Source organism: Sphingomonas radicis (assembly GCF_051400635.1).
GTDB lineage: Bacteria > Pseudomonadota > Alphaproteobacteria > Sphingomonadales > Sphingomonadaceae > Sphingomonas.
The window spans coordinates 283,354-309,455 of the sequence record NZ_JBLFFG010000001.1; the positions used below are offsets into that span (position 1 = coordinate 283,354).

The window sequence follows — 26,102 nt, forward strand, 5'->3', positions numbered from 1 at the left end:
GCCAAAGGGGGGTTATCGTGTTTCATCTTGCGCCATCGCTGCGCCGTCGTCGTCTGTCGCTTGCGATCGGGACGAGCACGCTCGCCTGGGCCCTCGCCTGCCCTGCAGACGCGAACGCGCAATGCGCACCGGAGCCGACTCAAACCGACGGCACCACCACTTGCGCCGGTATCGATGCCGACGGGCTGCGCGTCACCACCGGCGGCACCAAGGTCGTCGTCGGATCGGGAGCGACGGTGCAGGGTGCTGGCGGCGTAGCAGCGATCACCTTGGCGATGCCCATTGTTCCTTATTTCGCGCCGGTGACGATCAATGTGGCGGGACGGGTCGACGGGGGCGCGCAGGCTGCGGTCAGCGTGGTCCCACCCGCCTTTTATTACCAGAGCTATCCGGCACTCACGCTCACCGTGGCTTCCGGTGGAACGGTCACCGGGGTGAACGGGCTGGTAATTCCCCAGACCGCTCTCAACCAGGTCAATGTCGCCATTGACAACGCGGGAACGATCACCGGCTCCAGCGGCATCGCGCTGCTTGCCGCCGCCGCCGACTACAACACTTTGTCGGGCATCTCTTCGATAACCAACCGCGCGGGCGGGTTCATCGGCGCGATCAGCGGCTCGGTCGGAAGAATCAACAATGCCGGCACGATCGACGGCGGCAGCCGCAGCGCGATCGATCCAGGCGGTCTGGTGGGCGCTTCCGAAACCCTCATCAACAGCGGAACGATCACTGCCGCGACCAGCGGCGCGACTATTGCAAACAGAAATGCCAGCCGTGCGGTCGAGAATAGCGGCCTCATCGCTAATACCGGCGCTGGCGCAGCAATCGCGGGCACCGGCATGACGATCACCAACAAGGCGGGAGGCCGCATCTCGACCGCGGGCGCCGTCGCTTTGTCCGCAGGCTCCCTTAACCTTACCAATGCGGGCATCATCGACGGTAATGTCGTGGTGGGATCGACACCGGTGGGCCAATATGGCTCGGCGTTCATCGACTCGTCGGCCGGAACCATCAACGGCGACGTTCTGCTCGGTGGAACCGAAGATACGCTGGTCGCCGGCTGGGGAGCCGCCGGGCTCGTTACGGGCATCACGGGCGCGGTCGACGGGGGCGGGGGCGTTGACACGCTGCGCGTGGTGATCGCCGGAGACCGGACGCTGAGCACCGGGATCGCCGTTCCCATCAACTTCGAACAGGTCACGCTCGCGCCTGCTTCAAACGTCACGGTCACTCTCGGCGACGGCTTCGCCGCCCCCGCTCCCCTGCGCCTCGGCGGTGCCGGCACTATCGTCAACGAGACCACGCTGAGCAGTGCGGGCCAACTGATGAGCTACGAGCTTGGAGTCGGAACGCCCACCTTCATCAACAAGGGCGCTCTCATCAGCGGCGTGACCCCGGCAGGCACCTACGGCATCACTTTGTGGAGCGTAGCGCGTTTCGAGAATAGCGGCAGCATCACTGCTGCAGGTGACGGCGTTTCCTATTCGGCCGGAAGCGCGTTCGTGAACAGCGGCACGATTACCGCGGCGGGCACTGCGCTCTCGTTCTTCGGCTCCGACTTCAGCAATTCGGGAACGATCCGATCGACAGGGGGAACGGGCGCGGTCATGTCCGGCTCATTCGGAAGCAACTGGGTCAATACCGGACGGATCGAAGGCGCGGCGGCCGGCGCGCGGCTTTCGAGCACGCTGACGAACCGCGGGCTGATTACATCACCCGGCACTGCGGTGGTGCTCGACTTCTACGGCGTGCTCGACAATAAGGCCGGTGGCGTCGTGACCGGCGGTACCCGGGCCATTGCCCACGCCTACCCGAACTCTTCGTCGGGGGCGATCGTAGCCAACGCCGGCACGATCAATGGTGACGTGCTTTTGCAGACACCGGCGTTTACCTATCCGAATGCCAATCGCTTCTTCGCCCTTCCGGGGGGTGTTCTGAACGGCAACCTTACGCTCGGCTGGGGCGACACGTTGATCGCCGAGCTGCCTGAGGGCGGCGTTGGCTCCGGTGCGGGCGCTTTTGCGGGGATTACGGGGATGGTATCAGGCGCCGGTGCGGCGCTGCGCTACCGGGTGCGAAGCGACGCGAGCGCAACGATCGCGCTTGCAGCGCCGTTCACCAGCGTCGGCTACGAACTCTATGACGGCGCGAACCTCACGCTCACGTCGGCCGGTGCGGTGCAACAGCTTTCCTTCGCAGGCAAGGGCAGTGTCGACGTCACTGCCGACGTTACAGTCGGCGGCAGCCCCGCGATCATCACAACGAGCCTGATGCTCGCGCCCGGGGAGACCAGCTTCGCCAATGCACTGGCGATTACCAGCCGCGGCGCGATCACACTCGATCACACCGACGGCGCAGCCTACCCCTGGACCGCCGTCGCGGTCGGCACCGGTGACAGCTTCACCAACGCAGGAACGGTCACCGTCGCCGATCGCGCCGCCACGATCTACAGCCCGATCTCGGCGATCAGCGGCGGCAAGCAGGTCACCAATAGCGGCACCATCCTGCTGGGAGCGGCGACGGGAATCCAGTCCGCTACCGAGATCGTCAATTCGGGCTCGATCGCCCAGATCGCCGGTACGCGACCGGCCACGGGCATCACCAGCTTCACCAAGCTCACCAACAGCGGCAGCATCGACGTGGCGGGAATCGCCGTGAACGCCGGCTACGGCGCCGCTATCTCCAATTCGGGCCGGATCGGCAGCACCGGCGCAGCAGCCATCAGCGCCAACTACGCCACCGTCGACATCACCAACCTTGCGGGGGGTGTGATCACCGGCGGCTCGGCGGCACCGCTCGCGATCGCCGTGGGCGGCGGTACGCTTTCGAACGCAGGAACGATCAACGGCTCGGTCGATCTCGGCTATACTGGCTACAGTTTCCGTTCGCAGACCGGCGCAACCTATGTCGCGGACGGCGGCACGATCAGCGGCGACCTGCGCTTCGGCGACGGGTACGACATTTTCATCGACACGGGTGCCGGCACCGGCGTCAGCGGAGCGATCGACGGCGGCGCCGGACAGGACACTTTTGTTCAGGCGCGCAAGACCAGCGGCACCGTTACGCTTGGCGCAGTGCCGCTCACCAATTTCGAGCTGCTGGGGGTCCAGGCGATCGGCTCGGATACCGTGCTGACGGTCCGTGCCGATCCGCCGTTCGATGCGACCTTGTACGTTTCCGGCAACGGAGCGATCGTGAACACCGCGACCCTCAACAAGGATGTGCAGGTTCTATATCCCACCGGGTTCCCCCCCTCCCCGGCACAGGTCCTCGCCTCTTTCACCAACCAGGGCACACTTCTCGACGGTTTCGTCGGACCGACGCGCGCCTTCAGCAACAGCGGCAGCATCGCGACGACTGGCGGCACTGCGGTCATGATCGACGCGATAGGCCCGACGCGGTTCGACAATACGGGCTCGATTGTCGGCAGCATGGCGTACGACGCGGTGAGCATTTCCGCGTACGCTGGCGGGTCGATTGCGTCCACCAACAGCGGGACGATCACCAACAGCTTCAGCGCGAACATCAGCGGGTACGTCTGGCCGATCGAGCCTGGGCCTGCCGCTTCGATCTCGCTGGCGAACAGCGGCGACATCACCAGCGCCGGCTACGAGGCCGCAGCAGTCTGGCTCGGCGGGGGCAGCTATGACGGCACCGACGTCTCGGTGACACTGAACAATAGCGGGACGATCGACGCCAGCGGTCAGTCCGCCGTCGGGGCGTTGCTGACTGCCTACGGCGTGGATACCGGTCTCGGTCTTGGGGTGGCGACGGTCTCGGTCATCAACTCCGGGACGATTCGCGCGAATGGCGGCGGCGTCGAAGAGACTTATTTCGCCTTCCCGAGCGGCCCGCCCTGGGTCAGCGTCGAGGTGCCGTACACGAATCCTGCGATCGCGCTCGCGGCGACCGCCAATCCGGGCGCGACGGTCACGGTGCGCAATACCGCAACCGGGACCATCGAGGCGACGGGCGCGCGCTCGACTGCGATCCTCGGCCGCGATGCCGCGCTCGACCTGACCAATGACGGTACCATCCGCGGGGGTGCAGGGGCCGCTCTGGCCGCCGACGACCTGCTCATCGGCGACCTCGGGCGTCCCTATCTGGCCGGCGCGATCCAGACGATGGGCGACGGCAACGACCGGATCGTCAACAACGGCACGATTATCGGCTCGATCGACCTCGGCCTTGGCGACGACCGGATCGAGAATTACGGGCAAATCGAAGGCGATGTGTTCCTCGGCCTGGGCGACGACACCTTCCTCCAGCGCGCGAGTGCGACGCTGATCGGCACCGTCGATGCGGGGGACGGAATCGACAGCTTCATCGTCGACGCGACCGGCGGCGGCACGGTCAACGGCGATCAGTTCGTCAATTTCGAGCGCTTCAGCCAGATCGGCGACGGGAACGTCACCTATGCCGGCAACTTCCGCATCGACACGATCGGCGTCAGCGGCGGCAGCCTGAGCGTCGCCGCGGGGCAGACGCTGAGCAGCGATGGTGCAACCACGATCACCGGGAGCGGCAGCAGCGAGACCGTGACCAACTACGGCACGGTCGCCGGGTCCGCCGATCTGGGCGGCGGCAACGACGTGTTCGTCAATGGCGGCAGCGTGCTGGGTTCGGTTGCGCTCGGCGGCGGCGACGACCGCTTCGCGGAAGGCGCCGGCAGCAGCGTCGCAGGTGTGGTCGACGGCGGTGCGGGCAACGATATTTACGCGATACTGCTTTCGGGCGACCGCAGCGGCATCCGCGGGCGAACGGGTTTCGAGCGTCTCGCCGTCGAGGGAAGCGGCACGCTTGCACTCACCCTCGACCAGAGCTTCGACTCGGTGTCGTTGGGCGGGGCCGGGCTCAACCTCCAGCTCGCCGGGTTCACGATCGGCGCGGTATCCGGCTCGGACACCGCGGAAAGCCTCACGATCGACGGCGACATCGCCAATATCGCGCTGGGCGGCGGGAACGACCTGCTGGTCCTCGGCGGTGACCGTTCGGCCGGCTTCTATCTCGGCCAGGGCGGAACCGATCAGCTGCGTTTCGCGGCGGCAGGACCGGTAACCTTGACCGGCACTGTGACCGGATTCGAGCAGATCCTGCTGTCGGGCGGCGCGCTGACCGTCACCGGGACGCTCGGGGCCGCGAGCGATGCGATCGGTTTCGGCGAAGGCGACCAGCGACTGGCGATCGCGAACGGCGGGAAGCTCGCCGGCGTGGTCGATCTTGGCGCCGGTAATGACAGCTTCCGCCTGATCTCTGGCGGCACCCTGAACGGCTCGATCTCCGGCGGGGCGGGCAGCGACACGGCCGTGCTGGACGTTACGGGGGGCTTCACGCTCGGCGGAAACGCACTCCGTGATTTCGAAGTGCTGACCACCGAAGGCAGCGGCGCGTTCACCATCGCGAGCGCGGTCGGGTTCGAGCGCGTGTCGACGGCGGGGAACTTCACGATCGCCGGAACCGGGGTGCTGACCACCGGCCAACTCGCCCTCGGCGGGGGAGATGACCGCATGACGATCGCAGGGCGTTTCACCGGATCGGTGGACGGCGGCTCCGGCACCGACCTGATCGCGGTCTCCGGTGGAAGCCTCGATGCCCCGATCGGCTTCACCAACGTCGCCAACATCGAGAGCTTCGCGATGTCGGGCGGCTATGCGACGCTTTCGGGTTCGGGGGTGTTCGGCAGCATGGCATTGACCGGGGGCCGCTTCATCGGCCTCGCCGGCTCGAGCATCGGGGCGACGCAGATCAATGTTGGGCAGGGCGCCACGTTCGGTTCGGCGGGCAACGTGACCGGGAATCTGGCTGTCGCCGGCACGCTGAGCCCCGGCGCCTCGCCGGGCACGATGACTGTGACGGGCAATGTCGCGCTCGCCGGGACCTCGCTATCGGTGTTCGAACTGACGCCGACGGTGTACGATAAGCTGATCGTCAACGGCGCGCTTTCGATCGCGCCTGGCGCAACGCTGCAGCTGGTGACGAGCGGCACGTTGCGCCCCGGTGCGAGCTATGATCTGATCACCGCCTCGGGCGGGATCACCGGCAGCTATTCCACCGTGCTGAAGCCCGACTCGCTGTTCGGCTTTATCGTGCAGAACAGCAACAGCATCCGGCTGCTCGGCCAGTTCCTCAGCGGCGCCGGCTTCACGCAGCAGGTTCGCAACAGCATCGACTACGCCAATGCGACGCTGGCGGTGCAGCCAGCGAATAGCGATCTGTTCGCCGCGGTGCCGGCGCTCCTGTTGAACGGTTCGGCTTCGAACCCGCAAGCCTTCGCGCAGCTGACGCCTGAACCCTATGCGGCTGCCACGCAGATGGGCGTCGACAACGCCCTGACGTTGACCGATGTCGCCCGCGGACCCGCTTTTGCCACCGGGCGGGAGGAAGCAGGTTTCTTCACTTTTGGGCAGACGCTGGCCCAGTGGCGTCGCTTCGGCGCAGATGCGCAGACGGGGAGCTCCGCGACCAAGGGCCGCAACTACGGCTTCCTGGGCGGCGTCGGCTTCGGCAGCAAAACGGCGATGGTGGGGGCCTTTGCCGGCTATCTGAACGACCGCCAGCAGATCGGAGCCTTGGGCGCGCGAAACAAGACCGACGGGTTCGTCGCCGGCGTTCACGGACGCTGGACCGCGCCAGGCGGCCTGGGCGTCGCCGCATCGATCCTTTACGATGGCGCCGATGCGCGGACCGACCGGGCATTGCCAGGGGCGTTCTCCGCGGCCGGGCGGTACGGGCTGCACAGCTGGGCGGGCGATCTTTCCGTCAGCTACGCAGTTCCGGTCGGAGGCGAATGGTCGGTGCGGCCCAAGCTGGGTCTGACCTATGTCGAGACGCGGCGCGAGGGGGGGACGGAGACAGGCGGCAGCCCGTTTGCGCTGACCGTCGCGCGTGACCGGCACGTGGCGGGCTTCGGAGATGCGGCGCTGTCCTTCGGCCGCAGCGATGCCTCGCAAGCGCCGTTCCGGCCTTTCGTCAGCATCGGCGCGCGTTACCAGCTTCGAGGAATGCGGGCGGATGCGGTTGCCGGCTATGCAGGCGGCCGCCTCGGCCTCACCGCCTTCGGTCCAAGCCGTGCGCGCCTGACCGGCACCGCGGCAAGCGGCTTTGCGTATAGCCTTGACCATGGACTGGATCTGTTTGCCACGGCTTCGTCGCAGGTCGGGACGGACGATCACCAGGAGACGCTCTCCGCGGGCATCCGTCTGCAATTTTGACGCAATCCGTCAAGCCGGAGGATGAGCCGGCTTGACGGATGGCTCGAGTAGCAGTCGCTGCTAATCTCGTGTCCGTTATCGGGCAGAGCCGCGGCGGGATCCAATGGCCGGATTTGAAGGCGCATAACGGCCGTCGGCCTGGAACCATCGAACGTCCGTTTCCTATGCGGCGGCTTGCGAAAGTCATATCCGCGATAGCTTTCGCGCCAAATAGTCAGGCCGCAATCATTATATCCGTCCCGCTTGCGAAGCGGTGCCGATACTCGCCGGGCGTGAGCCCGAGAATGCGGCCGAACACCCGGCGAAATGCTGCCGGATCCTCATAGCCAACGCTCCAGGCAATCTGGTCGATGGAACGGCGGGTGAATTCGAGCAGCTCACGAGCCTTTCCAATGCGCAGGTGCTGGACATATTCGATGGGCTTCATTCCCGTCGCCGCCTTGAAGCGTCGCAGGAACGTCCGCTCTTCCAGGCCCGCGATTTCCGCCATCTCGCCTACGCCGGCGACGCGCCCGGTCTTCGCCTGGAGCCAGTGTTGGACCTTGAGGATCGCTTCGTCGCCATGCGTGAGGCGTGGCGCGAAGCTCGAATAATGCCGCTGCTCGCGTCCCGACGGATCGACGAGGAAGAACTTGCCGGTCTCGATCATCACCGTCGGACCAAGCAGCCGATCGACGATGCGCAGGCCCAGATCGGTCCAGGCCATCAGCCCGCCGGCGGTGATGATGTCGCCGTCCTCGATCACGATCTTGTCGGGCTCGAGCCTGACGTCCGGAAATCGTTCCCGGAACATGTCGGCACAGCTCCAGTGCGTGGTTGCGGCCCGGCCCGCCAAAAGCCCGGTGGCCGCGAGGATGAACGCGCCGCCACAGTTCGACGCGAGGGTGGTCCCCTGGGCATGGCGATCGAGCAACCAGCGCGCATAGGGCGTCGCCTCCTCGACGCTTGCGGGACCGCCGACCAGCCGCCCCGGGACGATCAGCAGCGTCGGTGCCGGGGAGACGGCAGCGGGATGGGTATCGAAGGTCCGTGCAAAGCCGCCGTCGGCCTCTCGCGACCAATGGCTGATGCGAAGTCCCCGGCCGCCGCGATCCTCGGAGAACTGCGAGGCAACCGCGAACAGATCCGAGATGCCATGCACCATCGCGCTTTGGCAGCCGGTATAGAGCATGATGCCAACTTCGGTTCTCGGCTGCGCGTGCTCCGTCATGCCCGACCCCTTTGTCAGTTTCGGCCCGTCTAATGTCGGAACCGCCAATCCTGCCGGGTCCGCAACGAGCCTATCCCCAAAACCACAGGGCGCAACTGCCCCCGGACATTCGAAGGGAGACAGGACATGAGCACGATCACCACCAAGGACGGAACCCGCATCTTCTACAAGGACTGGGGCAGCAAGGACGCCCAGCCCATCGTCTTCTCGCATGGTTGGCCTCTCTCGGCCGATGCGTGGGACGCGCAGATGGTCTACTTCGCCAACCAGGGTTTCCGCACCATCGCGCATGACCGTCGCAGCCACGGCCGCTCGGACCAGGTCTGGGACAACAACAGTATGGACCAATATGCCGACGATCTCGCCGAGCTGATCGAGGCGCTGGATCTGCACGATGCGATCCTGGTGGGTCACTCAACCGGCGGCGGCGAAGTGACGCGCTACATCGGCCGGCACGGAACGGCACGGGTCGCCAAGATCGCGCTGATCGGCGCGGTCCCGCCGCTGATGCTCAAGACCGAAGCCAATCCCGGCGGTCTTCCGATCGACGTGTTCGACGGCATCCGCAAGGGCACGTTCGACAACCGCAGCCAGTTCTTCAAGGATCTGAGCATCCCCTTTTACGGCTACAACCGCGAGGGTGCGACGATCTCGGAAGGGATCCGGGAAGAGTTCTGGCGCCAGGGTATGATGGGTGGCCTCAAGGGGCAGCTCGACAGCATCCGGGCCTTCTCAGAGAGCAATTTTCACGCGGACCTTGCCCGCTTCGACCGGCCAACGCTCGTTCTGCACGGCGATGACGATCAGATCGTGCCGATCGGCGCCTCGGCGCTGGAAACGGCGAAGATCGTCAAGGACGCGGTCCTCAAGATCTATGCCGGCGCCGACCACGGCCTCACCCAGACGCAGCAGGACCGGTTCAACGCCGATCTGCTCGACTTCATCCGCAATTGAAAGGGGGCAGGCGGCGCGCTGCGCCGCCTGCTTCTCCCGGGAGAAATGTCATGACCATCAAGACTCCGACCAAGACCATCGTTCTCATCCACGGCGCGTGGCTCAACGCCAAGAGCTGGGAAGACTTCAAGGCACGCTACGAAGCCAAGGGCTACAATGTCGTCGCGCCGAGCTGGCCCGGTGACGAGCGGGATCCCGCCGAGCTTCGCGCCGCCCCGCTGCCGGAGCTGACCAAGCTGAGCCAGCGTGCGATCGTCGATCACTACGAAGCGATCATCCGCGTGCTTCCGGAAGCACCGATCCTGATCGGTCACTCGCTCGGCGGCGTGCTCGTCCAGCACTTGCTCGACCGTGGTCTGGGCGTCGCCGGAGTTGCCATCGATCCCGCGCCGACGCCGGGCGTGCCCCTCTATCCCCATGCCATCCGCTCGGCGCTGCCGGTGTTCCTCGACCTGCTCAGCTGGCGCAAGGTCAAGCATATGTCCCGCAGCTTCTTCCGTACCCGCTTTGCCCAGACGGTCGCTGTGGAACAGGCCGATGCACTTTACGACCGCTACATCGCGCCAACCCCAGGGCGGGTCTACTGGAACGGGGTGGTCAACCCGATGAAGATCAACTGGGCCAATCCCGACCGCGCGCCCCTTCTCTTGATCGGCGGCGGCAAAGATCTCATCGCCGATGCCGCGATGACGCGAGCGATCTACGCGAAGCAGCGCAGGGCGCCCTCGCTGACCGAATATCGCGAGTTCGCCGATCGTTCACACTGGACGGCGATCGATCCCGGCTGGGAGGAGGTGGCCGACCTCGCTCTGAGTTGGGCGGAACAACACCAGCGTTGAAAAGTCGACGAAGCAATGAGGCCCCTGTTCCAGCCTCGGTCCGTCTTTGATCCTAGGTTCGCGCGGTCAGCTCCGGACAACGCTCAAGAAACCGAAACACGGATAGTTATCGCGACTATGCGTGATTCTGTTTGGACACGAGCTTGTCGAGCGTCACCGGCGCCGCGCGCACCCGCACGCCGGTCGCGTTGAACACCGCGTTGGCGATTGCAGCCGATACCCCGACGATGCCGATCTCGCCCAATCCTTTGGTGCCCAAGGGATTCAGCACCTCCTCGCGCTCGGGGATGAACAGCACGTCAAGGTTCCGGATGTCGGCATGGACGGGTATGTGATACTCGGCCAGATCACGATTGACGAACTGGCCGTGGCGCGGATCGACCACCGATTCCTCGTGCAGTCCCGATCCGATCCCCATGATCATCCCGCCGAGCAGCTGCGAACGCGCGAGCCGCTCATTGATGATCCGTCCCGCAGCGAACGCGCCTAGCGCGCGACGAATGCGCAGCTCGAAGGTGACGCGGTGCACGCCGATCTCGACGAACTGCGCGCCATAGCTATGCGCCGAAACCGGCAGCTTCTCGGGCGGCGGCAACCCGCCCTGCCCTCCATGCGCCGAAAGGCCCTTCGGTGCGTATCGCCGCATGAATTCAGCCAGCGGCTGCGACTGGCCGTCCCAGTGCACGCGCCCCTCCGCCAGCCGCACCGCTCCGCTGGCGCCGGCGCGTTTCCCCATTTCCGCACGCAGGTTCTCGCACGCGCGGTGGACACCGGCACCGGCGCTGGTCATGCCGAACGATCCGCCCGAGCCGGCAGTGCGGGGAAAGCGCGAGTCGCCGATCTCGAACTTGACCCGGCTGACCGGCAACCCCGTTTCCTGCGCCAGGATCTGCGCCATGCTGGTCCAGCTGCCCGTGCCTAAATCGGTGAAGTCCGCCCGTCCAATCGCGGTGCCGTCTGGCGTCAGCTCGACCATGGCCGATGCGGGGCGCACAAAGGCCGGGAAGGTCGCCGCCGCCATGCCGAAGCCGACCAGCCAGTCGCCTTGCCGCAGCGATCCGGGCGTGCTCGGCCGCTCTGCCCAGCCGAACTTGGCTGCGCCCTCCTTCAGGCACGCCACTAGGCTGCGGCTCGAAAAAGGCTTGTCGCCCTCGGGATCGCGCGCCGGCTCGTTGATCAGGCGCAGCTCTACCGGATCCATTTTCAGCGCATGCGCCAGCTCGTCCATCGCGCTCTCGAGCGCGAAGCTGCCTGGCTGCTCGCCCGGCGCGCGCATGATGTCGCCGCTCGGCATGTCGAGCATCACCCCGCGGCTGGTCGTCAGCCGGTTGGCCGCCTGATACATGCCGCGCCCGAAGGTCGCGGTCTGCTCGATGAACTCGTCATAGGGCGTCGTCTGCTGGATCACGTCGTGCGCGAAGGCGGTCAGCCGCCCATCGCGCTCCGCGCCGAGCCGAACCCGCTGATGATTTAGCGGGCGATGGGCGGTGTTGGCGAACATCTGCTGGCGGGTTTGCGCGATCTTGACCGGCCGGCCGAGCCGTTTCGCGGCCATCGCCGTCAGGATCGCATTGGGGGTGACCGGCACCTTCGAGCCGAAACCGCCGCCGATGAATGGGCTCAGTACGCGGATATTCTCGGGCGGGATTAGCAGCGTCTTGGCGATCGTGCCGACGGCGGTGCCCAGATTCTGCTGCGCCGACCAGAGCGTCAGCCGATCGCCCTGCCACTCGGCGATCGCCGCATGCGGCTCCATCGGCATGTTGTGCTCGTACGAGGTCACATAGGTCGCATCGATCTTGACCGGAGCAGCCGCGAATGCGCCCGCGAAGTCGCCCTCGCTGGTGTCGGGTTGCGCAAAGGCATTGATGCGGTTGGCGGGCTTATAGGCTTTGTCCCGATTTCGCTCGAAATCGACCGTGGCCCGGTCGGGAGCATAGCGGACCGCGACCAGCGCCGCTGCGGCGCGCGCCGCCTCGAGCGTCTCGGCGACCACCAGCGCCACCGGCTCGCCATGATAGCGCACCGCGGGCTGGAACAGCACCGGCATCGGCCGGTCGAAGCGGTTGGGCTGGGTCGGGCGCGGAGGCGGGCCGCCCTGCTGCGGCGCATTGGCATGGGTCATCACCATGAGCACGCCGGGGGCGCTTTCGGCGGCCTTCGTGTCGATCGCGACGATCTGGCCCTTGGCGATCGTGGCTTCGACGATCCAGCCATAGGCAGCCTCACCGGCGCCGCGATATTCATAGGCATATTTCGCCTGGCCGCGCACCTTGGCCGGCCCGTCGAGCCGATGGACGGGATCGCCGACCATCTTGGCGTCGCGCCAGGTGTCGGAAAGCGGAATGACTTCGGGTGTCGGCTGCTGCTGCGTCATCTCAGGCCTCCTCGCCCAGGGCCGAGGCGATTACGCGTCTAGCAAGCGGCACTTTGAACGCGCTGTGCGGCTGGGTCCGCGCCGGCGTGAGCTCGGCATCGACCGCCTGCGCGACCGGCGCCCCACCGGCGATCGCGGCCTCCAGCCGGCTCGCCCGCCAGGGCTTGTGCGCGACGCCGCCGAGCGCCACCGCTCGACCCGCTACCGCGACCGAGACCAGTGCGAAGGCATAGGAAGCGCGATCGCGCACCTTCACATATTTCTGCCGCCCTTGAGGCGGGGGAGGTAGGGTCACGTGCGTGATCAGTTCGCCGCGCTCGATCACCGTCTCGATCTCGGGCGTGCTGCCGGGGAGGCGATGGAACTCGCGTATCGGAATGCGCCTTGTGCTGCCATCGGGCTTCACCGTCTCGACCGTCACATCGAGCGCGGCCATCGCCACCGCCATATCGGAGGGATGAGTCGCGATACAGCGTTCGCTCGCGCCGAGGATCGCGTGGATGCGGTTGAACCCGCCGATTGCCGAGCAACCCGAGCCCGGCTCGCGCTTGTTGCAGGGCTTGGAAGGGTCGTAAAAATAATAGCAGCGCGTCCGCTGCAGCAGGTTGCCGCCCGTAGTCGCCCGGTTGCGGAGCTGCCCCGAGGCACCGGCGAGCAGCGCCTCGGCCAGCACCGGATAGCGCTCGCGCACCGTCTGGTCCGCCGCCAGGTCGCTGTTGCGCACTTCCGCGCCGATGCGCAGTCCGCCGTCGACGCGTTCGATCCGGTCGAGATCGAGCCGGCTGACGTCGACCAGATGCCCCGGCGCCTCGATCTGCAGCTTCATCAGATCGACAAGGTTGGTTCCGCCAGCGATGAACTTGGCGTCGGGGCGCGCCGCGACCGCGCGCGCGGCGGAGACCGGATCGGAAGCGCGCTCGTAGGTGAAATCCTTCACGCCACGCCTCCTGCCTCGCTGATCGCGGCGAGAATGCCGATATAGCAGGAGCAGCGGCAGAGATTGCCGCTCATCCGTTCGCGGATCTCCTCGTCGTCGAGTCTCGGCCGCGAGGCGACGTCGGCGGTGACATGGCTCGGCCAGCCTGCCTTCGCTTCGTCGAGCATAGCGATCGCCGAGCAAATCTGCCCCGGTGTGCAATAGCCGCACTGGAACCCGTCATGCTTGATGAAGGCCTCCTGCATCGGATGGAGCCGGTCGTCGCTGCCGAGCCCCTCGATCGTGGTGACCTCGTCGCCATCGGCCATTACCGCCAGGGTCAGGCAGCTGTTCACGCGGCGGCCGTTGAGGATCACTGTGCACGCGCCGCATTGACCGTGATCGCAGCCTTTCTTGCTGCCGGTCAGTCCGAGATGCTCGCGCAGGAAATCGAGCAACGTCGTTCGCGTGTCTACATCGCGCGCTTCGCGCCTGCCATTGACCGTGAGCGTCACGCTTGTCGTCGGCACTCCCGCTTCCCGCGCTTGCGCTGCTACCTCGCCCGCTGCCAACAACGCGGGGGCGACCGTGCCGGCTTCGATCAGCTCGCGGCGCGTAATCCTGATTTCGTCCGTCATGCTGGAACACCTGCTCCGCCAGGATCCCAAGATGACCGAACCGTCGCGGTTCGCTTCCGTTCCGCCGCGGTCGGTGCTTGAAGCGGACGGGATCGTGTTTTTGGCATGGTTGATCGCTCAGGACCGCGCCTGCTGTGCACGCGCGATCACGCCGGGATAGCGTTTGCCGGGATACCAGGGCTCGCGCAGGAGGCGGTCGAAGCCGGGCAGCGCCTCGACATGTTGCAGCATGCGCTGGCGCAAGGCCGCATCGGGGATCTCGCCCCGGAGGGCAGCGATGTTTTCCGCGGCGTGGGCAGGATCCGAAGTCGCGCAGAGAACGCACGTCCCCGCGGGATGCCCGATCACCCATTTGAGGAAATATTCGGACCAGCTCGCAATGCCGATCTCGCGCGCGAAGTCGGGGACCGGCCGCGCCCCGACGAGCTTGAACAGCGGCGCCTTCTCGAACGGCATGTTGACGAGCACCCCAACGCCCTTGTCGGCCGCGAGGGGAAGCAGGCGCTTCTCAGCCTCGCGCATCGCGATCGAATAATGGAGCTGGACGATGTCGAGCGCCCCTTTTGCGATCCATTGCGCCATCGGTTCGAAGTAGGCCTCGTCGTGGTGTGAGACCCCGATGTGGCGGATCAGCCCCTCCTGCTTCCATTCCTTCAGACGCGGCAGGACGGTGTCGACATTGACGAGGCTATGCACCTGCACCGCGTTGATCCGGCTCCGCCACAGGCGCTGCAGCGATCGCTCCAGGCTCTGGCGCGCATGCGACGCATCCCCCAGATAGTCGCCGGTCTCCCACACCTTGGTCGCCGTCCAGAGCCGCTCGCCGAAGCCGAGCATGGCAGCGAGATCGCCGACATTGACTTCGCCCATGCCGTAGAGCGGAGAGGTATCGATGACGGAACCTCCGCCCTCGACATAGGTCTGCAGCACTCGCGCGAGGTGCTGGCGATCGGCGCCTGGCAGCAAGTCGAAGGTCATGAAGGTCCCCAGCCCGACCGTCGGCAATGCCTCGCCACCTTTCTGTAGCGTTCGCCGGTTGACCGCGTCGAGCGGTCTCGCAATCGCCGGCGATGTGGCAAGCGCCGCCGCTCCGACATAGGCTTGGGCAAAGGCGCGGCGCGTGTACATGCCACCTCGTTCAGCTGGGCTGCACGCGTCCTAGCGATGCGCGTCCCGCCCCGCTCGTCGCATCCTGACCCGCTTTCGTCCGATCGTGACGTGCTTGCAAAAGCCGGCCCCGCCGCGCTTATTGCGGCTTGATGGAAGCAGCCGGCACCGACATCCGCTTGATCCAGCCCTATGCGAGCGATTGGACGAGCGCGCGCTTCGGCAATGGCAATTTCGATACGGCGAGCCGGGAGCGCACGCCTGTCGTGGAAGGACTGATCCGCACCTCGCAGGATATGCTGTACGTCACGCTCAGCGGGAGCGCGCGGCACCTCGAGGTTCATACTGCCTGCGGGCATCGGTATCAGGGGCCGGAGCTCGCTGGCGCGGTCTCCTTCATACCCGCGGGCTGCGAGCGACGGCTGGTGCTTCAGGACGTGCGATCGCGTTGGGCGTCGATCTCGCTGCCTCCGCAGTTGGCGGCGACGTTGTGGCCGGAAGGACGTCCGGCGGCCTCGCCGGGTCCGTTCACCAACGCGCACCACCCCTTCATTGCGGCTGCGGTCGCCGAATGCACCCGGCTTCACCGCATGGACGGCGCGTTCGATCCGGCGTACGCAGAAACGATCTCCGCCGCATTGGTGCACTATCTGGCCCGCGCCGATGGTGCGGCGCCCCGGCCGGCCAGTCGTGGTAGGCGTTTGTCTCGACTTCAGCTGCGGGTCGTGCGCGAATATGTCGAAGCACATCTGGACCAGCCGATCTCCGTGTCGAGCCTTGCCGCCACCGTCGGCCTTTCCACCGGCCATTTCTTTCGGGCGTTCCGTTCGGCGACCGGGATGACGCCACTCGCCTATCTGCAGCGAACCAGGATGGCGCAGGCGATGGTGATGCTTGAGCGCGGAGAAGCCTCGATCACCGAGGTCGCGCTGAGCGTCGGCTTCTCCAATATCGGACACTTCTCACGTTTGTTTGCAAGATCGACCGGGCGGCTGCCCTCGGCATATCGTCAGAGCCGCGCAGGCGGTGACGACGCTGGGTAACCGTCGCGAGGCACCGGAGATAAGCCGCAAAGGTGGCGGCCGACAAATTGGCGCAACGTGGATGAATGGCCGCTTTCAGGATCGCCGACAGGCGGGCTGGATGACTGCTATGGGGGCATTGCCGACCGGCAGCTTATTCCAACACCCGTCGGCGGCTCCTGGGCCGGTAGCGGCTTGACCGCTTTTGAGAGAGGACGGTGAAGAGCGGAGGCACACGCACGGTGATTGGAATGGTCTGGTCGGCCGACTTGTCGGGACCTGCTTCGGAGTTCCGCAACTCCCGAGCAAAATGGAGTTGCGCTCAGCTCAGGTGTAATAGTAGAATAGCACACTTCGAAGCTGATTCCTGCCTAGGAACGCCGAAAAGTGCCGCGAGCATCATCGATTTTACTGCGTTTCGCCTGGGCCGCCCTAATAGCGGCGGCTGGTCCAACAGGCTTGGTCAGCCCCGCGCAGGCGCAGATGCAATCCGATCTCGTCGACGAAATCTTTCAGCGCTGGAACCGCACCGACACGCCGGGGATGACCGTTGCTGTTCTGAAAGAAGGGCAACCCGTCTATGTCCGCGGCTATGGCATGGCCAATGTCGAATTGTCCGTGCCGAACGGCCCTGACGTCGCCTACCCGCTAGCTTCCAATTCCAAGCAGTTCACCGCTTTCGCAATTCACCTGCTGGTGGCGGACGGCAAGCTGTCCCTCGCCGACGATGTTCGAAAGCATGTGCCGGAGTTGCCCGACTTCGGCACACCGATCACGCTGGAGATGCTGATCCATCACACCAGCGGACTGCGCGAGGCGACGAGCCTGCTGGACTTGCAGGGATATGGGCCGGAGGACGCCGTGTCACGGCAGCAGGCGCTCGATCTTCTGTGGCACCAGCAGGAACTGAATTTCGCGCCGGGCTCGGAGTATCGCTACAACAATTCCAACTATCTGCTGCTCGGCCTGATCGTGGAGCGCGTCTCGGGCATGTCGCTGGGCGAGTTCTGGCAGCGACGCATCTTCCAGCCGCTCGGCATGACCAGGACCCACGCGTCTGCCGATCCCATGCCGATCATCCCGTTCCGCGCGTCGGGCTACGGCGGAAACGGGGATCGCTATACGCCGCGCCAGACGCCCGACCTCCTGCTGGGCCCGTCCGGCATCACCTCCACGGTTGGCGATTTGGCCAAGTGGTTCGCCAATTTCGAGAACCCGAACACGGTCGGCAATTCCGCCGTGATCGCGGCCATGCTGAAGACCGGCACGCTCGGCGACGGCACGCCGATCACCTATGCCTCCGGCCTGCACCGGGAGCATTACCGCGGCCTTCCCTTCATCGAACACAGCGGCCACAACTGGGGGCACAAGACCGAAATCCTGCGTTTCCCCACCCGGCGACTGACCATCGTCATTCTGGCCAATACCGATGATAGCGAGCCCCCGTCGCTCGCGTTCAAAATCGCCGACATCTATCTCAAGGGCGAATTTCCTCCTTCGCTGCCCAAGCCTGCGAAGATCGCCACGCCCGTGCACCTGATCGATCGCTACATCGGAACCTACGCCGTCGCTACCGGCACCACGCTCCGCGCGCCGGGCCGGCGATACGTCTTCCGACGCGAGGATTTCGTCGGTCAGGAGGCGCAACTGGCGGCGTTCTCGCCGACGGACTTCTTCTCCCTGCAAAGCGATTTTCGCGCGCGTTTCGTGCCCGGGCCCCATGGAGGACCGTCGCAACGTGTCGTGATCCGCAACGATGACGGTGACGATTTCGTAGCGCGTCGAGTGCCGGACGCCGTTCCTCCACCGCCGCCGGATACCTCCGACTCCGGCGCTTTCATCGGCGACTACTGGTCGCCTGAACTAGGTGTTCTATATCGCGTGCGTCAGCGGAACGGGAAGCTTTGGCTACGCTACCCGCGCGGGGAGGCCGAGCTGCGCCCACAGGCGCACGACGTCTTTCTCTGGCGCCAGGATGGGAATTCCGTCCACTTCTTGCGTGATACCGATCAGGTCGCCGGGTTTCTCCTGACCCAACCCAATCAGCGCGTGCGCGACCTGCGGTTTGCGAAAGTCACGATAGCCTCCCGGACACCATGATTTTCGCTGAGATGGCTAATCTTTCGGCTCCTGCCGGCATTGAGGTCTGATATTATGTCTGCTCTCGGCCATTTCGCGCGTCCGCGGAATGGCCGCTATTGGGGCGCATTCCCGACCGGCAGATTCCGCCGAAAGCCGCTCCTGGGCCGCTAGCAGCCTAACCGCTTTCGAACACCGCAGGCGCAAAAGCAGTGATTTGTGAGCTGGCAATGGATTGTCACTCTATCGTGCCGAGCCGACCGGTTCGGCCGACGCGGCTTGGAAAAAAGCCTGATTGTGCGTGCAGCGCCAGCTCTCGCGACTAAACAGGCGATGCTGAACGATACAGGCGTGCCGGGCGAGCGCATCCGTTTCGCAGTGCTTATGCGCGCTCAGCTCCTCCACCCGAAATAGCTGGATTTTCCTTTACGGGATGCGGACGATGCCGCGTCTAAGGGGTCGGGAGGAACACATGAAGGCTGCCGTCAGGCATCAAGGTCTCGACGCGGTGGTTGCCGAGTTCCGCACGCCGTTGCTGCGGTTCTTCCAGCGCCGTGTCCGTTCGGACGAGGACGCCGACGACCTGGTGCAGGACGTGTTCAGCCGCCTGGCCGCGCAGGATTTGGCCAGCATCGAAAACGTCCAAGGTTATCTTTTTCAGACCGCCGCCAACGTGCTGCGCGACAAGGCGCGCCGCGCGAGCGTACGCAGTATCGTCGCGCCGGCGCCCGAAGGCTTCGACGTGGAGGACGAGGCAGCCTTCTCGCCCGAGCGCATCCTGCAGAGTCGCGAGGCGGTGCATATGATGATCGCCGCGATATACGAGCTGCCGGACACGGTGCGCATCGTGTTCAGCCAATATCATTTCGATGGCATTGCTCAGGTCGAGATCGCGCGCCGGCTGGGGCTCTCGCTCAGCACGGTCGAAAAGCACATGGCGCGCGCCAACAGCCACCTCCTCTATCGCCTGCGGAAAGTTCGATGACCAAGTCGACTGACAGAGTGGAGGAAGCCGCCGCGGCGTGGGACGCGCGGCTGCGTGGCGCGCGAGCGAGCTTTCGCGACCGGCGGGCATTTCACGCCTGGCTGGAGGAGGATCCCGAGCATCGTGCGACGCATGATCGCCTGCAGACAGCGCTTTCGGCGCTGCGTGCGCATGCCGACTTGCCGGAGCTCAGCGCGCTGCGCGACGAAGCGCGGTTCAGCGTACACGAGAACCGGCGGCGGCGGTTAGCGACGATGCTGACGGCGGCGGCGGCGGCGGTGCTGCTGTGCATCTTTGTCTTCGCGACTCAGACGGAGCGGGGCGCCGAGTTGGCCGGGCGGATTGCCGACGATTCGATCTACGCGACTTCGCTGCACGAGCGCACCCGGGTGACGCTGGACGACGGGTCGGTAGTGACGCTGGACGCAGGCACGCGGTTGGCGGCGCGGTTCGGCGCGGCACGGCGCGACATTACGCTGCTCGCCGGCCATGCGCTGTTCCAGGTCGCCAAGGACCCGAAGCGTCCGTTCGTAGTGCAAGCGGGCGGCCGCACGATCACGGCGCTGGGCACGGTATTCGACGTGCGCGTATCGCCCGAGGAATTGCGGGTGACGTTGGCCGAGGGGGTAGTGGCGGTGCGCCCCGCAAGCCAGGGCCGCGGCGCCCGCCAGCAGATCCTCAAGCCCAACCAGCAGCTGATCGCCCGTACCGGCGCCAGCGCGCCCGAGTTGAGGGTGGTCGATACCGACAAGGCAGTGAGCTGGGCCGACGGCCAGGTGTTCTTCGATAACGAGCCGCTGGCGAGCGCCGCGCAGCAGATGAACCAGTATTCCCACCAGAAGATCACCGTCGGGCCCTCTGTCGCGGACCTGCGCATCAGCGGCATGTTCCGCACGAGCAACCAGCAGGGCTTTCTCGACGCGCTCGAGATCGCGCTGCCCGTCGAGGTCCGCCGAGACAAGCAGGGCCACGCCTTCGTTTCCGCGCGAGCCGGCGACGCGCAATGATTCCCACAGAAAGGCTGAACGATATGCGGTCCTCTTCCTTTGCCATCGCCGCTGCGGCGCTGCTGCTTCCGGCCGCCGCTCATGCCCAGGGTGCGCCAGATCCGGCGCGGTTGAAGGCCGATGTCGCCAAGCTGGTCAGCTTCGGAACCCGGCACACGCTCTCCTCGCCCGATCACCCGACCCGCGGCATCGGCGCGGCGCGGCGGTGGTTCGGCGACGAGCTCAAGCGCATCTCGGCCAAGTGCGGCGGCTGCATCCAGGTCTCTGCGATCGAGCGCACCTTCACCAATGCTCGCGCGCCGAACGGAGTCAACGTCGTCGATGTGCTTGGCATCCAGCCAGGCCGCGATCCCAATCGCGTGGTGATCGTGCAGGGGCATATCGACAGCCGCGTCACCGACGTGATGGACTTCACCAGCGACGCGCCGGGCGCCAATGACGATGCGTCGGGCACGGCGCTGGTACTCGAAGCCGCGCGTCTGCTGGCGGGCAAGAAGTTCGACGCGACGATCGTCTATGCCGCGCTCTCGGGCGAGGAGCAGGGGCTGATGGGCGGCACCCTGCTCGCGGAGACCGCCCGGGAGCGCGGCTGGGTGGTCACCGCGGTGCTCAACAACGACATTGTCGGCAACACCGTTGGCCAGGACGGTACGCGAGTCACCGACCGGGTCCGCGTCTTCTCCGAGGGCATCCGTGCCGTCGAGACGGTCGAGCAGCAGCTCGTGCGCCGCGGCAATGGCGGCGAGGATGATGGCCCCAGCCGCGCACTGGCGCGTGCGATCGACCAAGTGGGGGAGGGCATTCCGGGCGGGCTCGACGTGTTCGTCGATCGGCGGCCCGACCGCTTCGGGCGCGGCGGCGATCATGAACCATTCCTCAAGCTCGGCTACCCGGCGGTGCGCTTCTCGGTAGGGATCGAGAACTATCACCAGCAGCACCAGGACCTGCGCACCGAAGGCGGCATCGAATATGGCGACACCATCGACAAGATGGACTTCCCTTATCTGGCCAAGGTGACTGCGATCAACGTGGCGACGATCACCCGATTGGCCGCGGCGCCGGCCGCACCGACTGAGGTGGGGCTGCGCGGCGCGCTCGGATCGGACACGACGGTGACCTGGCCCGCGGTGCCCGGCGCGGCGGGCTATCGCATTCACTGGCGCCGCAACGACAAGATGGCCTGGACTGACCATCGCGATGTGCCCGCCGGCAGCACCGAGACGGTACTCAAGGGCGTGATCGTCGACGACTATTTCGTCGGTGTCTCCGCGCTGTCTGCTAGCGGTGCGGAGAGCATCGTCACCTTCGGAGGGCGCGCGCCGCGGCCGGTCCGCTGAGTTCGTTCCACTAACCTCCATTCCGCACCCGCGGGCAGCAAAATCCGCACCGGCCCCAGCCGGTGCGGATTTTTCTCGTCTCAGCTGCCGAGGAACGAAACGATCCCCGCGCGGCGGTCGAGCAGATGCGCGCTAAGTCCGATGTTCGACATGCCGCCGAGAATGACGGTCCCATTCCGGTAACTTGCCTTGGAGGCCCTGCCCGAAAACAGCTCGGCACCCCGGCCAGGGCCGGGATGCCGAGAGTTGGACACGATTCCAGGAGGGTTGTCAGAGGCGGAAGCGGAAGCCCAGGCGATAGCTGCGGCCGAGCAGATCGTAGGGCGCGCCGGTGCCGAACGAGGTGCCGCTGCTCGGAACCGGTTCGGGATCGCGATCGAACAGGTTCTCGACGACGCCAAACAGCGTCACCTTGCGTCCCCCGATCTCAAGGTCGACATTCTGCGCGAGCTCGAAATACCAGACAGGATCGACTCGGTTGAACGCCTCCGGGATGCCGGTGCGGCTGGTCTCGGGCTGGTTGGTGATCCTGCCGGACCCCAGATAGCGGGTGGTCAGGGTGGTGCGGCTCGGCCCGATCGCATAGGTCGCGGTCATCAGCCCCTTCCACTTCAGGCTGCCGATCGTACCCAGCGTCGGCGGATTGGAATCACCCGGAAGGTTGGTCTCGTCCCGCAGCCGCTGCGAGACAAGCAGGCGCAGGTTCAGCGCCCCGGGCAGGCTGGCGGAGATGCGGCTCAGCTCGGTGCGATAGCTCGCCTCATAGTCGATGCCTTCAACCGACACGTTCTGGGCGTTGATGCCGCTAGTATAGATGGTGGCGTTGACCAGGTTCGACGCGCCCGGTGCGAGGACGATCGAGTCGCATGCGGCAGGGTTCACCGGACGGTTGAAGCCGTAGCACATGTCGATGATCTGCTGGGCGCCGACTGCGGTGATCGCATCCTTGATATCGATCTTGTACCAGTCGATCGACAGGCTCAGCCCCGGCAGGAAGGTGGGCTGGAAGATACCGCCTGCGGTCCAGGTGTCGGCAATTTCCGGCGTCAGATTTGGGTTGCCGCCGCTGAGCGTGGTGTTCGGCACCTGCGGGCTACCCGGCTGAGAGCGGTCGAGATAGGCGTTCACAAACTGGCTGCTCGGCGCGAACAGGTCGTTGAGGTTGGGTGCGCGGATGTCGCGCGACCGGGTGCCACGCAGGCGGAAGCCACCGATCACGTCGTAGGTGAACCCGGCTTTCCACGTAGTGACCGCGCCGCTCGTCGAATAGTCAGTGCGGCGCACCGCGCCATTCAATTCAAGCCGTTCGCCAAAGGCCGAGTCGCGGAGCAGCGGCACCAGAATTTCGCCGAAGAACTCCTTCACGTCATAACCGTTGCTGCCGCCCTTGAAGTTGCCGACGTTCCACAGCGAGGCCATCGAGGTCGGATCGGCGGTCGAGGAGAAGGATTCCTTGCGATATTCGAAGCCGGCGGCGACTGTCACCGCACCGGCCCAGGTCGAGAAGGGGCTGTACTGCCCATCGATGGAGAAGACGTCCTGGTAGAAGTCGAGATCCTGCCGGGTTTGCAGTCCCTCGCTATAGCCGGTGACCCACGCGATCGAGGCGGCGCCAAGCGAGCCTTCTCCGAACAGGTTCATCGGTACGCAGCCATTGGTCGGCGCAGCCAGCGTCGAGCGGCAGATCGGAGCGCCAGCCGCCACGCCGGGCACTCCACCGCTCGTCGGGTTGGCGATAACGTCGATCGCCTGATTGAAGCGCGTCGGCATCAGGTTGTTGTCGCGCGTGTACCAGACGTTACTATGGCCGCGCTGGTAATAGGCGCGCCAGCGACCACTTGTCGCGAAGCTGCCTTCCAGCGCGGCAAGGATACGGTCCTGTCGGCGATAATAACCGGCTTCGCCGATATGGGTGCCCGGCGTGTTGATCATGTCGTAGAACAGGCGATTCATCATGAATGACGTCACGCCCGCCTCGTCCATCGCCTGTTGCACGACCAGCGGAATGAACGGGTTGGCCCGATTGACCATGATGCCGGTGGTAGGTGTGGCACCCTGCCGGTTGTATACGGCAGACCAGTTCACTGTGTCATTGCCGGCATAGCTGGCCTCGAACACCGCGTTGACCCCGTCGAACAATTCGTAGCTCAGCCGGCCGTAGACGCTCCAATGCTCGTCGTCGGGGAGTAGCGAGCCCCGGATCGGCATCGATTCGACGGTGCCGCCCGCCTGAACCTGGCCCTGCTGGATCGGGCCGAACACGAATTGTCCGACCGTGCCGCCGGGCAGGAAGTTGATGCCCCGCAACGGGCCGGTGGAGATCACGCCGCCCGGCGTGCTGTTATAGCCCGCATCGGTGCGAACGATCGTTCCCGGCTGGCCGTTAGTCGCCGTCCAGTCCGGATTGTTCATCAGGCGCAGGCCCGGCTGGAACCAGTCGCGCGGGGCGTCGTAGAAGTCGATGCCTTCGCCCTTATAGTAGTTGGCGCTGACCAGCAGGTGGCCGCGGTTGCCGAGCTTTGTACCGTAAGCGAGGTCGCCCGAGACGATGCGGCCATCGCTACGGTCGGTCTGGCTGAAGTTGAACGTGCCCTTCAGGCCTGTGAAATCGGTGTCGAGGACGAAGTTCACCACGCCTGCGACTGCATCCGAGCCATAGGCGGCCGACGCGCCGCCGGTGACCACATCGACGCGCTCGACCAGGTTCTGCGGCAACAGGTTCACGTCGACCGCGGGCGACATGCCCGATCCGACCACACGGCGGCCATCGAGCAGCACCAGGGTACGTGTGACGCCAAGATCCCTCGCGCTCAGCTGGTTGGCGCCGCCGGTGGCGTTGGCGAACAGAGTGGTGGTGCGCGGCGTGTTGCCGATGCCCATCGACGGCAACTGGTTGACATAGTCGGCGATGTTGGTCGGGTTGCGGTCTTGGATGTTCTCCTGCGTCACCACGGTCGTGGGCACGGGCGCGGTGGTGCCGTCGCGAACGATGCGGGATCCAGTGACGACGAGCTCTTGAACTTCGACGGGCTCGCTATCCTGCAGCCCCGCCGCTGCGATTGGCGCAGTACTCGGGCCATCCTGGACCGCCGCATAGCTTGCGGGGGCGGAGCTCACGTAAGTGACAGTACGCGGCCGGGGCGCGGGATCGGGATCGTCAGCCTCGCGCAGAGTCAGCACCGACCCGCCCGCGGCGCGAAGCCCGGTGCCCTGGAGCAGCGCCTGCAGCGCGGCACGGGGCTGAAGGCTGCCGCGCACGCCGCGCGTGCGCCTGCCTTGCACCAGGTTGCTGGAGAAGATGATCTCCTGGTTGGCTTGGCGGGCGAAGGCGTTCAGCGCTTGACTGAGATCGCCTGCCGAGATGTTGAAGCTGCGCACCTGCTGCGCTGCCGCTGCCGGACTGCCTGCCAAGCACAGCGCGATGGCTGCGACCGAACCGCCATAGATTGAGAAACGCCCCCGATCGTTCATGTATCGACCCTCCCTGCCGCGCACATCGCGGTTCCGATCCTTCAGACGCAGGAGAAGGGTGATCCCACCAAGAAAATGTCACATGCAGGCGCTAGAGGAGCAACAAACTTGCGCTTGCAGCCGGGCTGGATCAGCTGCCCTGCCGTGCGGCTGCAATCAACGACATCCATCGCGCTCGGTCTTCTCGAAATCCCGCAGCAAACCACAGAAATGCGTCATAGAAGCGCCCTAAGCTCAAGACGAACGTACGTCGCTTACCTCACCAACAAAATCGGGCGGCAGAGCGCCGCGCTTGGCAAGGAGCCCATCGAGTGGCTTCCGCGCGCGCAGATCACGGCACGCTTCATCGACAAGGCGATCGATTTCGTACGCCGCAGCAGGGAACGCGCCTGGTTTGCGCAGCTCTGGTTGACCGACGTGCACTCGCCGTGGGTGCCCAGTGCCGAGGAGCTTGCCCCAGTGAAAGGCAAGGGCCGCACGCCTCGAGAGGAGAATTTCCTCGGTGCTGGCCGCGATGGACGCGGAGATCGGTCGGCTCGTTGCGGGACTGGGCGCGGCGGGCGAGCTAGACGATATGTTGATCGTCTTTATGTCTGACAACGGACCGACAATCGGGGCGAACGCGCCGGGATTCCCGGGCCTCTATCGCGGCAGGAAAGCAAGCCTGTACGAAGGGGGCGTACGCCAGCCGCTCATCACTCGCTGGCCGGGGAAAGTCCCCGCTGGCCGTCGCGACGCCAGCAGCGTGGTTCAGGCCGTTGACCTGTACCCACGCTTGCACGTGTTGCAGGTGCGACGGTACCCGCATTCAGCTGACGAGCGGCGTGTCGGGCTCACCGACACGCCAGTCACTCGTCGGACAATCGACGCCGCGCGGGGAATGCCCGCCAGGCGCACAGCCTGCGTCGCATGGCTTTAGACTGGGGAAATACCTTCAGATCAAGGCGGG

At 65.6% G+C, this 26,102-nt stretch carries 16 protein-coding genes; 10 read left to right on the forward strand and 6 right to left on the reverse strand.

Features of this window, described 5'->3' with window-relative positions:
- The first annotated feature begins 17 nt into the window (after window positions 1-17).
- A complete protein-coding gene (locus tag ACMGDH_RS01275; protein ID WP_436826108.1) occupies window positions 18-7,211 on the forward strand; it encodes an autotransporter outer membrane beta-barrel domain-containing protein in 7,194 nt (2,397 codons plus the stop codon).
- Window positions 7,212-7,425: 214 nt separating this feature from the next.
- Here the strand turns inward: ACMGDH_RS01275 and ACMGDH_RS01280 are convergent, their stop codons facing one another.
- A complete protein-coding gene (locus tag ACMGDH_RS01280; RefSeq protein ID WP_436826109.1) occupies window positions 7,426-8,421 on the reverse strand; it encodes a GlxA family transcriptional regulator in 996 nt (331 codons plus the stop codon).
- A 126-nt stretch (window positions 8,422-8,547) separates the two neighbouring features.
- On the opposite strand from ACMGDH_RS01280, the gene ACMGDH_RS01285 reads away from it, so the two are divergent.
- Entirely contained in the window at window positions 8,548-9,375 is an 828-nt protein-coding gene (locus tag ACMGDH_RS01285) for an alpha/beta fold hydrolase (RefSeq protein ID WP_436826110.1), read from the forward strand.
- Window positions 9,376-9,425: 50 nt separating this feature from the next.
- Entirely contained in the window at window positions 9,426-10,214 is a 789-nt protein-coding gene (locus ACMGDH_RS01290; protein ID WP_436826111.1) for an alpha/beta hydrolase, read from the forward strand.
- A gap of 115 nt (window positions 10,215-10,329) precedes the next feature.
- On the opposite strand, the gene ACMGDH_RS01295 is transcribed toward ACMGDH_RS01290, so the two are convergent.
- The 4 genes from ACMGDH_RS01295 to ACMGDH_RS01310 all read right to left on the reverse strand — a co-directional run bounded on the left by ACMGDH_RS01295 (window position 10,330) and on the right by ACMGDH_RS01310 (window position 15,273).
- Window positions 10,330-12,591 carry a xanthine dehydrogenase family protein molybdopterin-binding subunit gene (locus tag ACMGDH_RS01295; RefSeq protein ID WP_436826112.1) on the reverse strand — a complete coding sequence of 754 codons (2,262 nt, stop codon included), beginning with the start codon at window positions 12,589-12,591 and terminating at the stop codon, window positions 10,330-10,332.
- Window position 12,592: 1 nt separating this feature from the next.
- Window positions 12,593-13,528, reverse strand: coding sequence for an FAD binding domain-containing protein (locus tag ACMGDH_RS01300; RefSeq protein WP_436826113.1), 936 nt, complete (start codon window positions 13,526-13,528; stop codon window positions 12,593-12,595).
- A complete protein-coding gene (locus ACMGDH_RS01305; RefSeq protein WP_436826114.1) occupies window positions 13,525-14,145 on the reverse strand; it encodes a 2Fe-2S iron-sulfur cluster-binding protein in 621 nt (206 codons plus the stop codon). The genes ACMGDH_RS01300 and ACMGDH_RS01305 overlap by 4 nt, the downstream gene beginning before the upstream one ends.
- A gap of 117 nt (window positions 14,146-14,262) precedes the next feature.
- The gene (locus tag ACMGDH_RS01310) at window positions 14,263-15,273 is read right to left on the reverse strand and encodes an aldo/keto reductase (RefSeq protein WP_436826115.1); all 1,011 of its coding nucleotides are present in this window, start codon (window positions 15,271-15,273) and stop codon (window positions 14,263-14,265) included.
- A 131-nt stretch (window positions 15,274-15,404) separates the two neighbouring features.
- Between ACMGDH_RS01310 and ACMGDH_RS01315 the strand changes: the two genes are divergently transcribed.
- From ACMGDH_RS01315 to ACMGDH_RS01335, 5 genes are all read left to right on the forward strand, one after another.
- On the forward strand, window positions 15,405-16,295 hold the full coding sequence (locus ACMGDH_RS01315) for a helix-turn-helix domain-containing protein (RefSeq protein ID WP_436826116.1): 891 nt from the start codon (window positions 15,405-15,407) through the stop codon (window positions 16,293-16,295).
- A 462-nt stretch (window positions 16,296-16,757) separates the two neighbouring features.
- Complete coding sequence (locus tag ACMGDH_RS01320) at window positions 16,758-18,374, forward strand: serine hydrolase domain-containing protein (protein WP_436826117.1); 1,617 nt, start codon at window positions 16,758-16,760, stop codon at window positions 18,372-18,374.
- A 451-nt stretch (window positions 18,375-18,825) separates the two neighbouring features.
- Window positions 18,826-19,338, forward strand: a complete 513-nt coding sequence (locus ACMGDH_RS01325; RefSeq protein WP_436826118.1) for an RNA polymerase sigma factor — start codon at window positions 18,826-18,828, stop codon at window positions 19,336-19,338.
- The gene (locus tag ACMGDH_RS01330) at window positions 19,335-20,345 is read left to right on the forward strand and encodes a FecR family protein (protein ID WP_436826119.1); all 1,011 of its coding nucleotides are present in this window, start codon (window positions 19,335-19,337) and stop codon (window positions 20,343-20,345) included. Before ACMGDH_RS01325 ends, ACMGDH_RS01330 begins: the two co-directional genes overlap by 4 nt.
- Before the next feature lie 23 nt (window positions 20,346-20,368).
- Window positions 20,369-21,682, forward strand: coding sequence for a M28 family metallopeptidase (locus ACMGDH_RS01335; protein ID WP_436826120.1), 1,314 nt, complete (start codon window positions 20,369-20,371; stop codon window positions 21,680-21,682).
- Window positions 21,683-21,952: 270 nt separating this feature from the next.
- On the opposite strand, the gene ACMGDH_RS01340 is transcribed toward ACMGDH_RS01335, so the two are convergent.
- Entirely contained in the window at window positions 21,953-25,153 is a 3,201-nt protein-coding gene (locus tag ACMGDH_RS01340; protein ID WP_436826121.1) for a TonB-dependent receptor domain-containing protein, read from the reverse strand.
- A gap of 108 nt (window positions 25,154-25,261) precedes the next feature.
- Here ACMGDH_RS01340 and ACMGDH_RS01345 point away from each other — a divergent pair, with 108 nt between their 5' ends.
- Complete coding sequence (locus tag ACMGDH_RS01345; RefSeq protein ID WP_436827245.1) at window positions 25,262-25,750, forward strand: hypothetical protein; 489 nt, start codon at window positions 25,262-25,264, stop codon at window positions 25,748-25,750.
- Complete coding sequence (locus ACMGDH_RS01350; protein ID WP_436827199.1) at window positions 25,668-26,072, forward strand: sulfatase-like hydrolase/transferase; 405 nt, start codon at window positions 25,668-25,670, stop codon at window positions 26,070-26,072. The genes ACMGDH_RS01345 and ACMGDH_RS01350 overlap by 83 nt, the downstream gene beginning before the upstream one ends.
- Window positions 26,073-26,102: the final 30 nt, after the last annotated feature.

Bases quoted from the DNA above. Each gene is read 5' to 3' on its own strand.
- ACMGDH_RS01280 (WP_436826109.1), bottom strand. From the start codon at position 8,421: ATGACGGAGCACGCGCAGCCGAGAACCGAAGTTGGCATCATGCTCTAT.
- ACMGDH_RS01285 (WP_436826110.1), top strand. From the start codon at position 8,548: ATGAGCACGATCACCACCAAGGACGGAACCCGCATCTTCTACAAGGAC.
- ACMGDH_RS01290 (WP_436826111.1), top strand. From the start codon at position 9,426: ATGACCATCAAGACTCCGACCAAGACCATCGTTCTCATCCACGGCGCG.
- ACMGDH_RS01295 (WP_436826112.1), bottom strand. From the start codon at position 12,591: ATGACGCAGCAGCAGCCGACACCCGAAGTCATTCCGCTTTCCGACACC.
- ACMGDH_RS01305 (WP_436826114.1), bottom strand. From the start codon at position 14,145: ATGACGGACGAAATCAGGATTACGCGCCGCGAGCTGATCGAAGCCGGC.
- ACMGDH_RS01310 (WP_436826115.1), bottom strand. From the start codon at position 15,273: ATGTACACGCGCCGCGCCTTTGCCCAAGCCTATGTCGGAGCGGCGGCG.
- ACMGDH_RS01315 (WP_436826116.1), top strand. From the start codon at position 15,405: ATGGAAGCAGCCGGCACCGACATCCGCTTGATCCAGCCCTATGCGAGC.
- ACMGDH_RS01320 (WP_436826117.1), top strand. From the start codon at position 16,758: ATGCAATCCGATCTCGTCGACGAAATCTTTCAGCGCTGGAACCGCACC.
- ACMGDH_RS01325 (WP_436826118.1), top strand. From the start codon at position 18,826: ATGAAGGCTGCCGTCAGGCATCAAGGTCTCGACGCGGTGGTTGCCGAG.
- ACMGDH_RS01330 (WP_436826119.1), top strand. From the start codon at position 19,335: ATGACCAAGTCGACTGACAGAGTGGAGGAAGCCGCCGCGGCGTGGGAC.
- ACMGDH_RS01335 (WP_436826120.1), top strand. From the start codon at position 20,369: ATGCGGTCCTCTTCCTTTGCCATCGCCGCTGCGGCGCTGCTGCTTCCG.
- ACMGDH_RS01340 (WP_436826121.1), bottom strand. From the start codon at position 25,153: ATGAACGATCGGGGGCGTTTCTCAATCTATGGCGGTTCGGTCGCAGCC.
- ACMGDH_RS01350 (WP_436827199.1), top strand. From the start codon at position 25,668: ATGGACGCGGAGATCGGTCGGCTCGTTGCGGGACTGGGCGCGGCGGGC.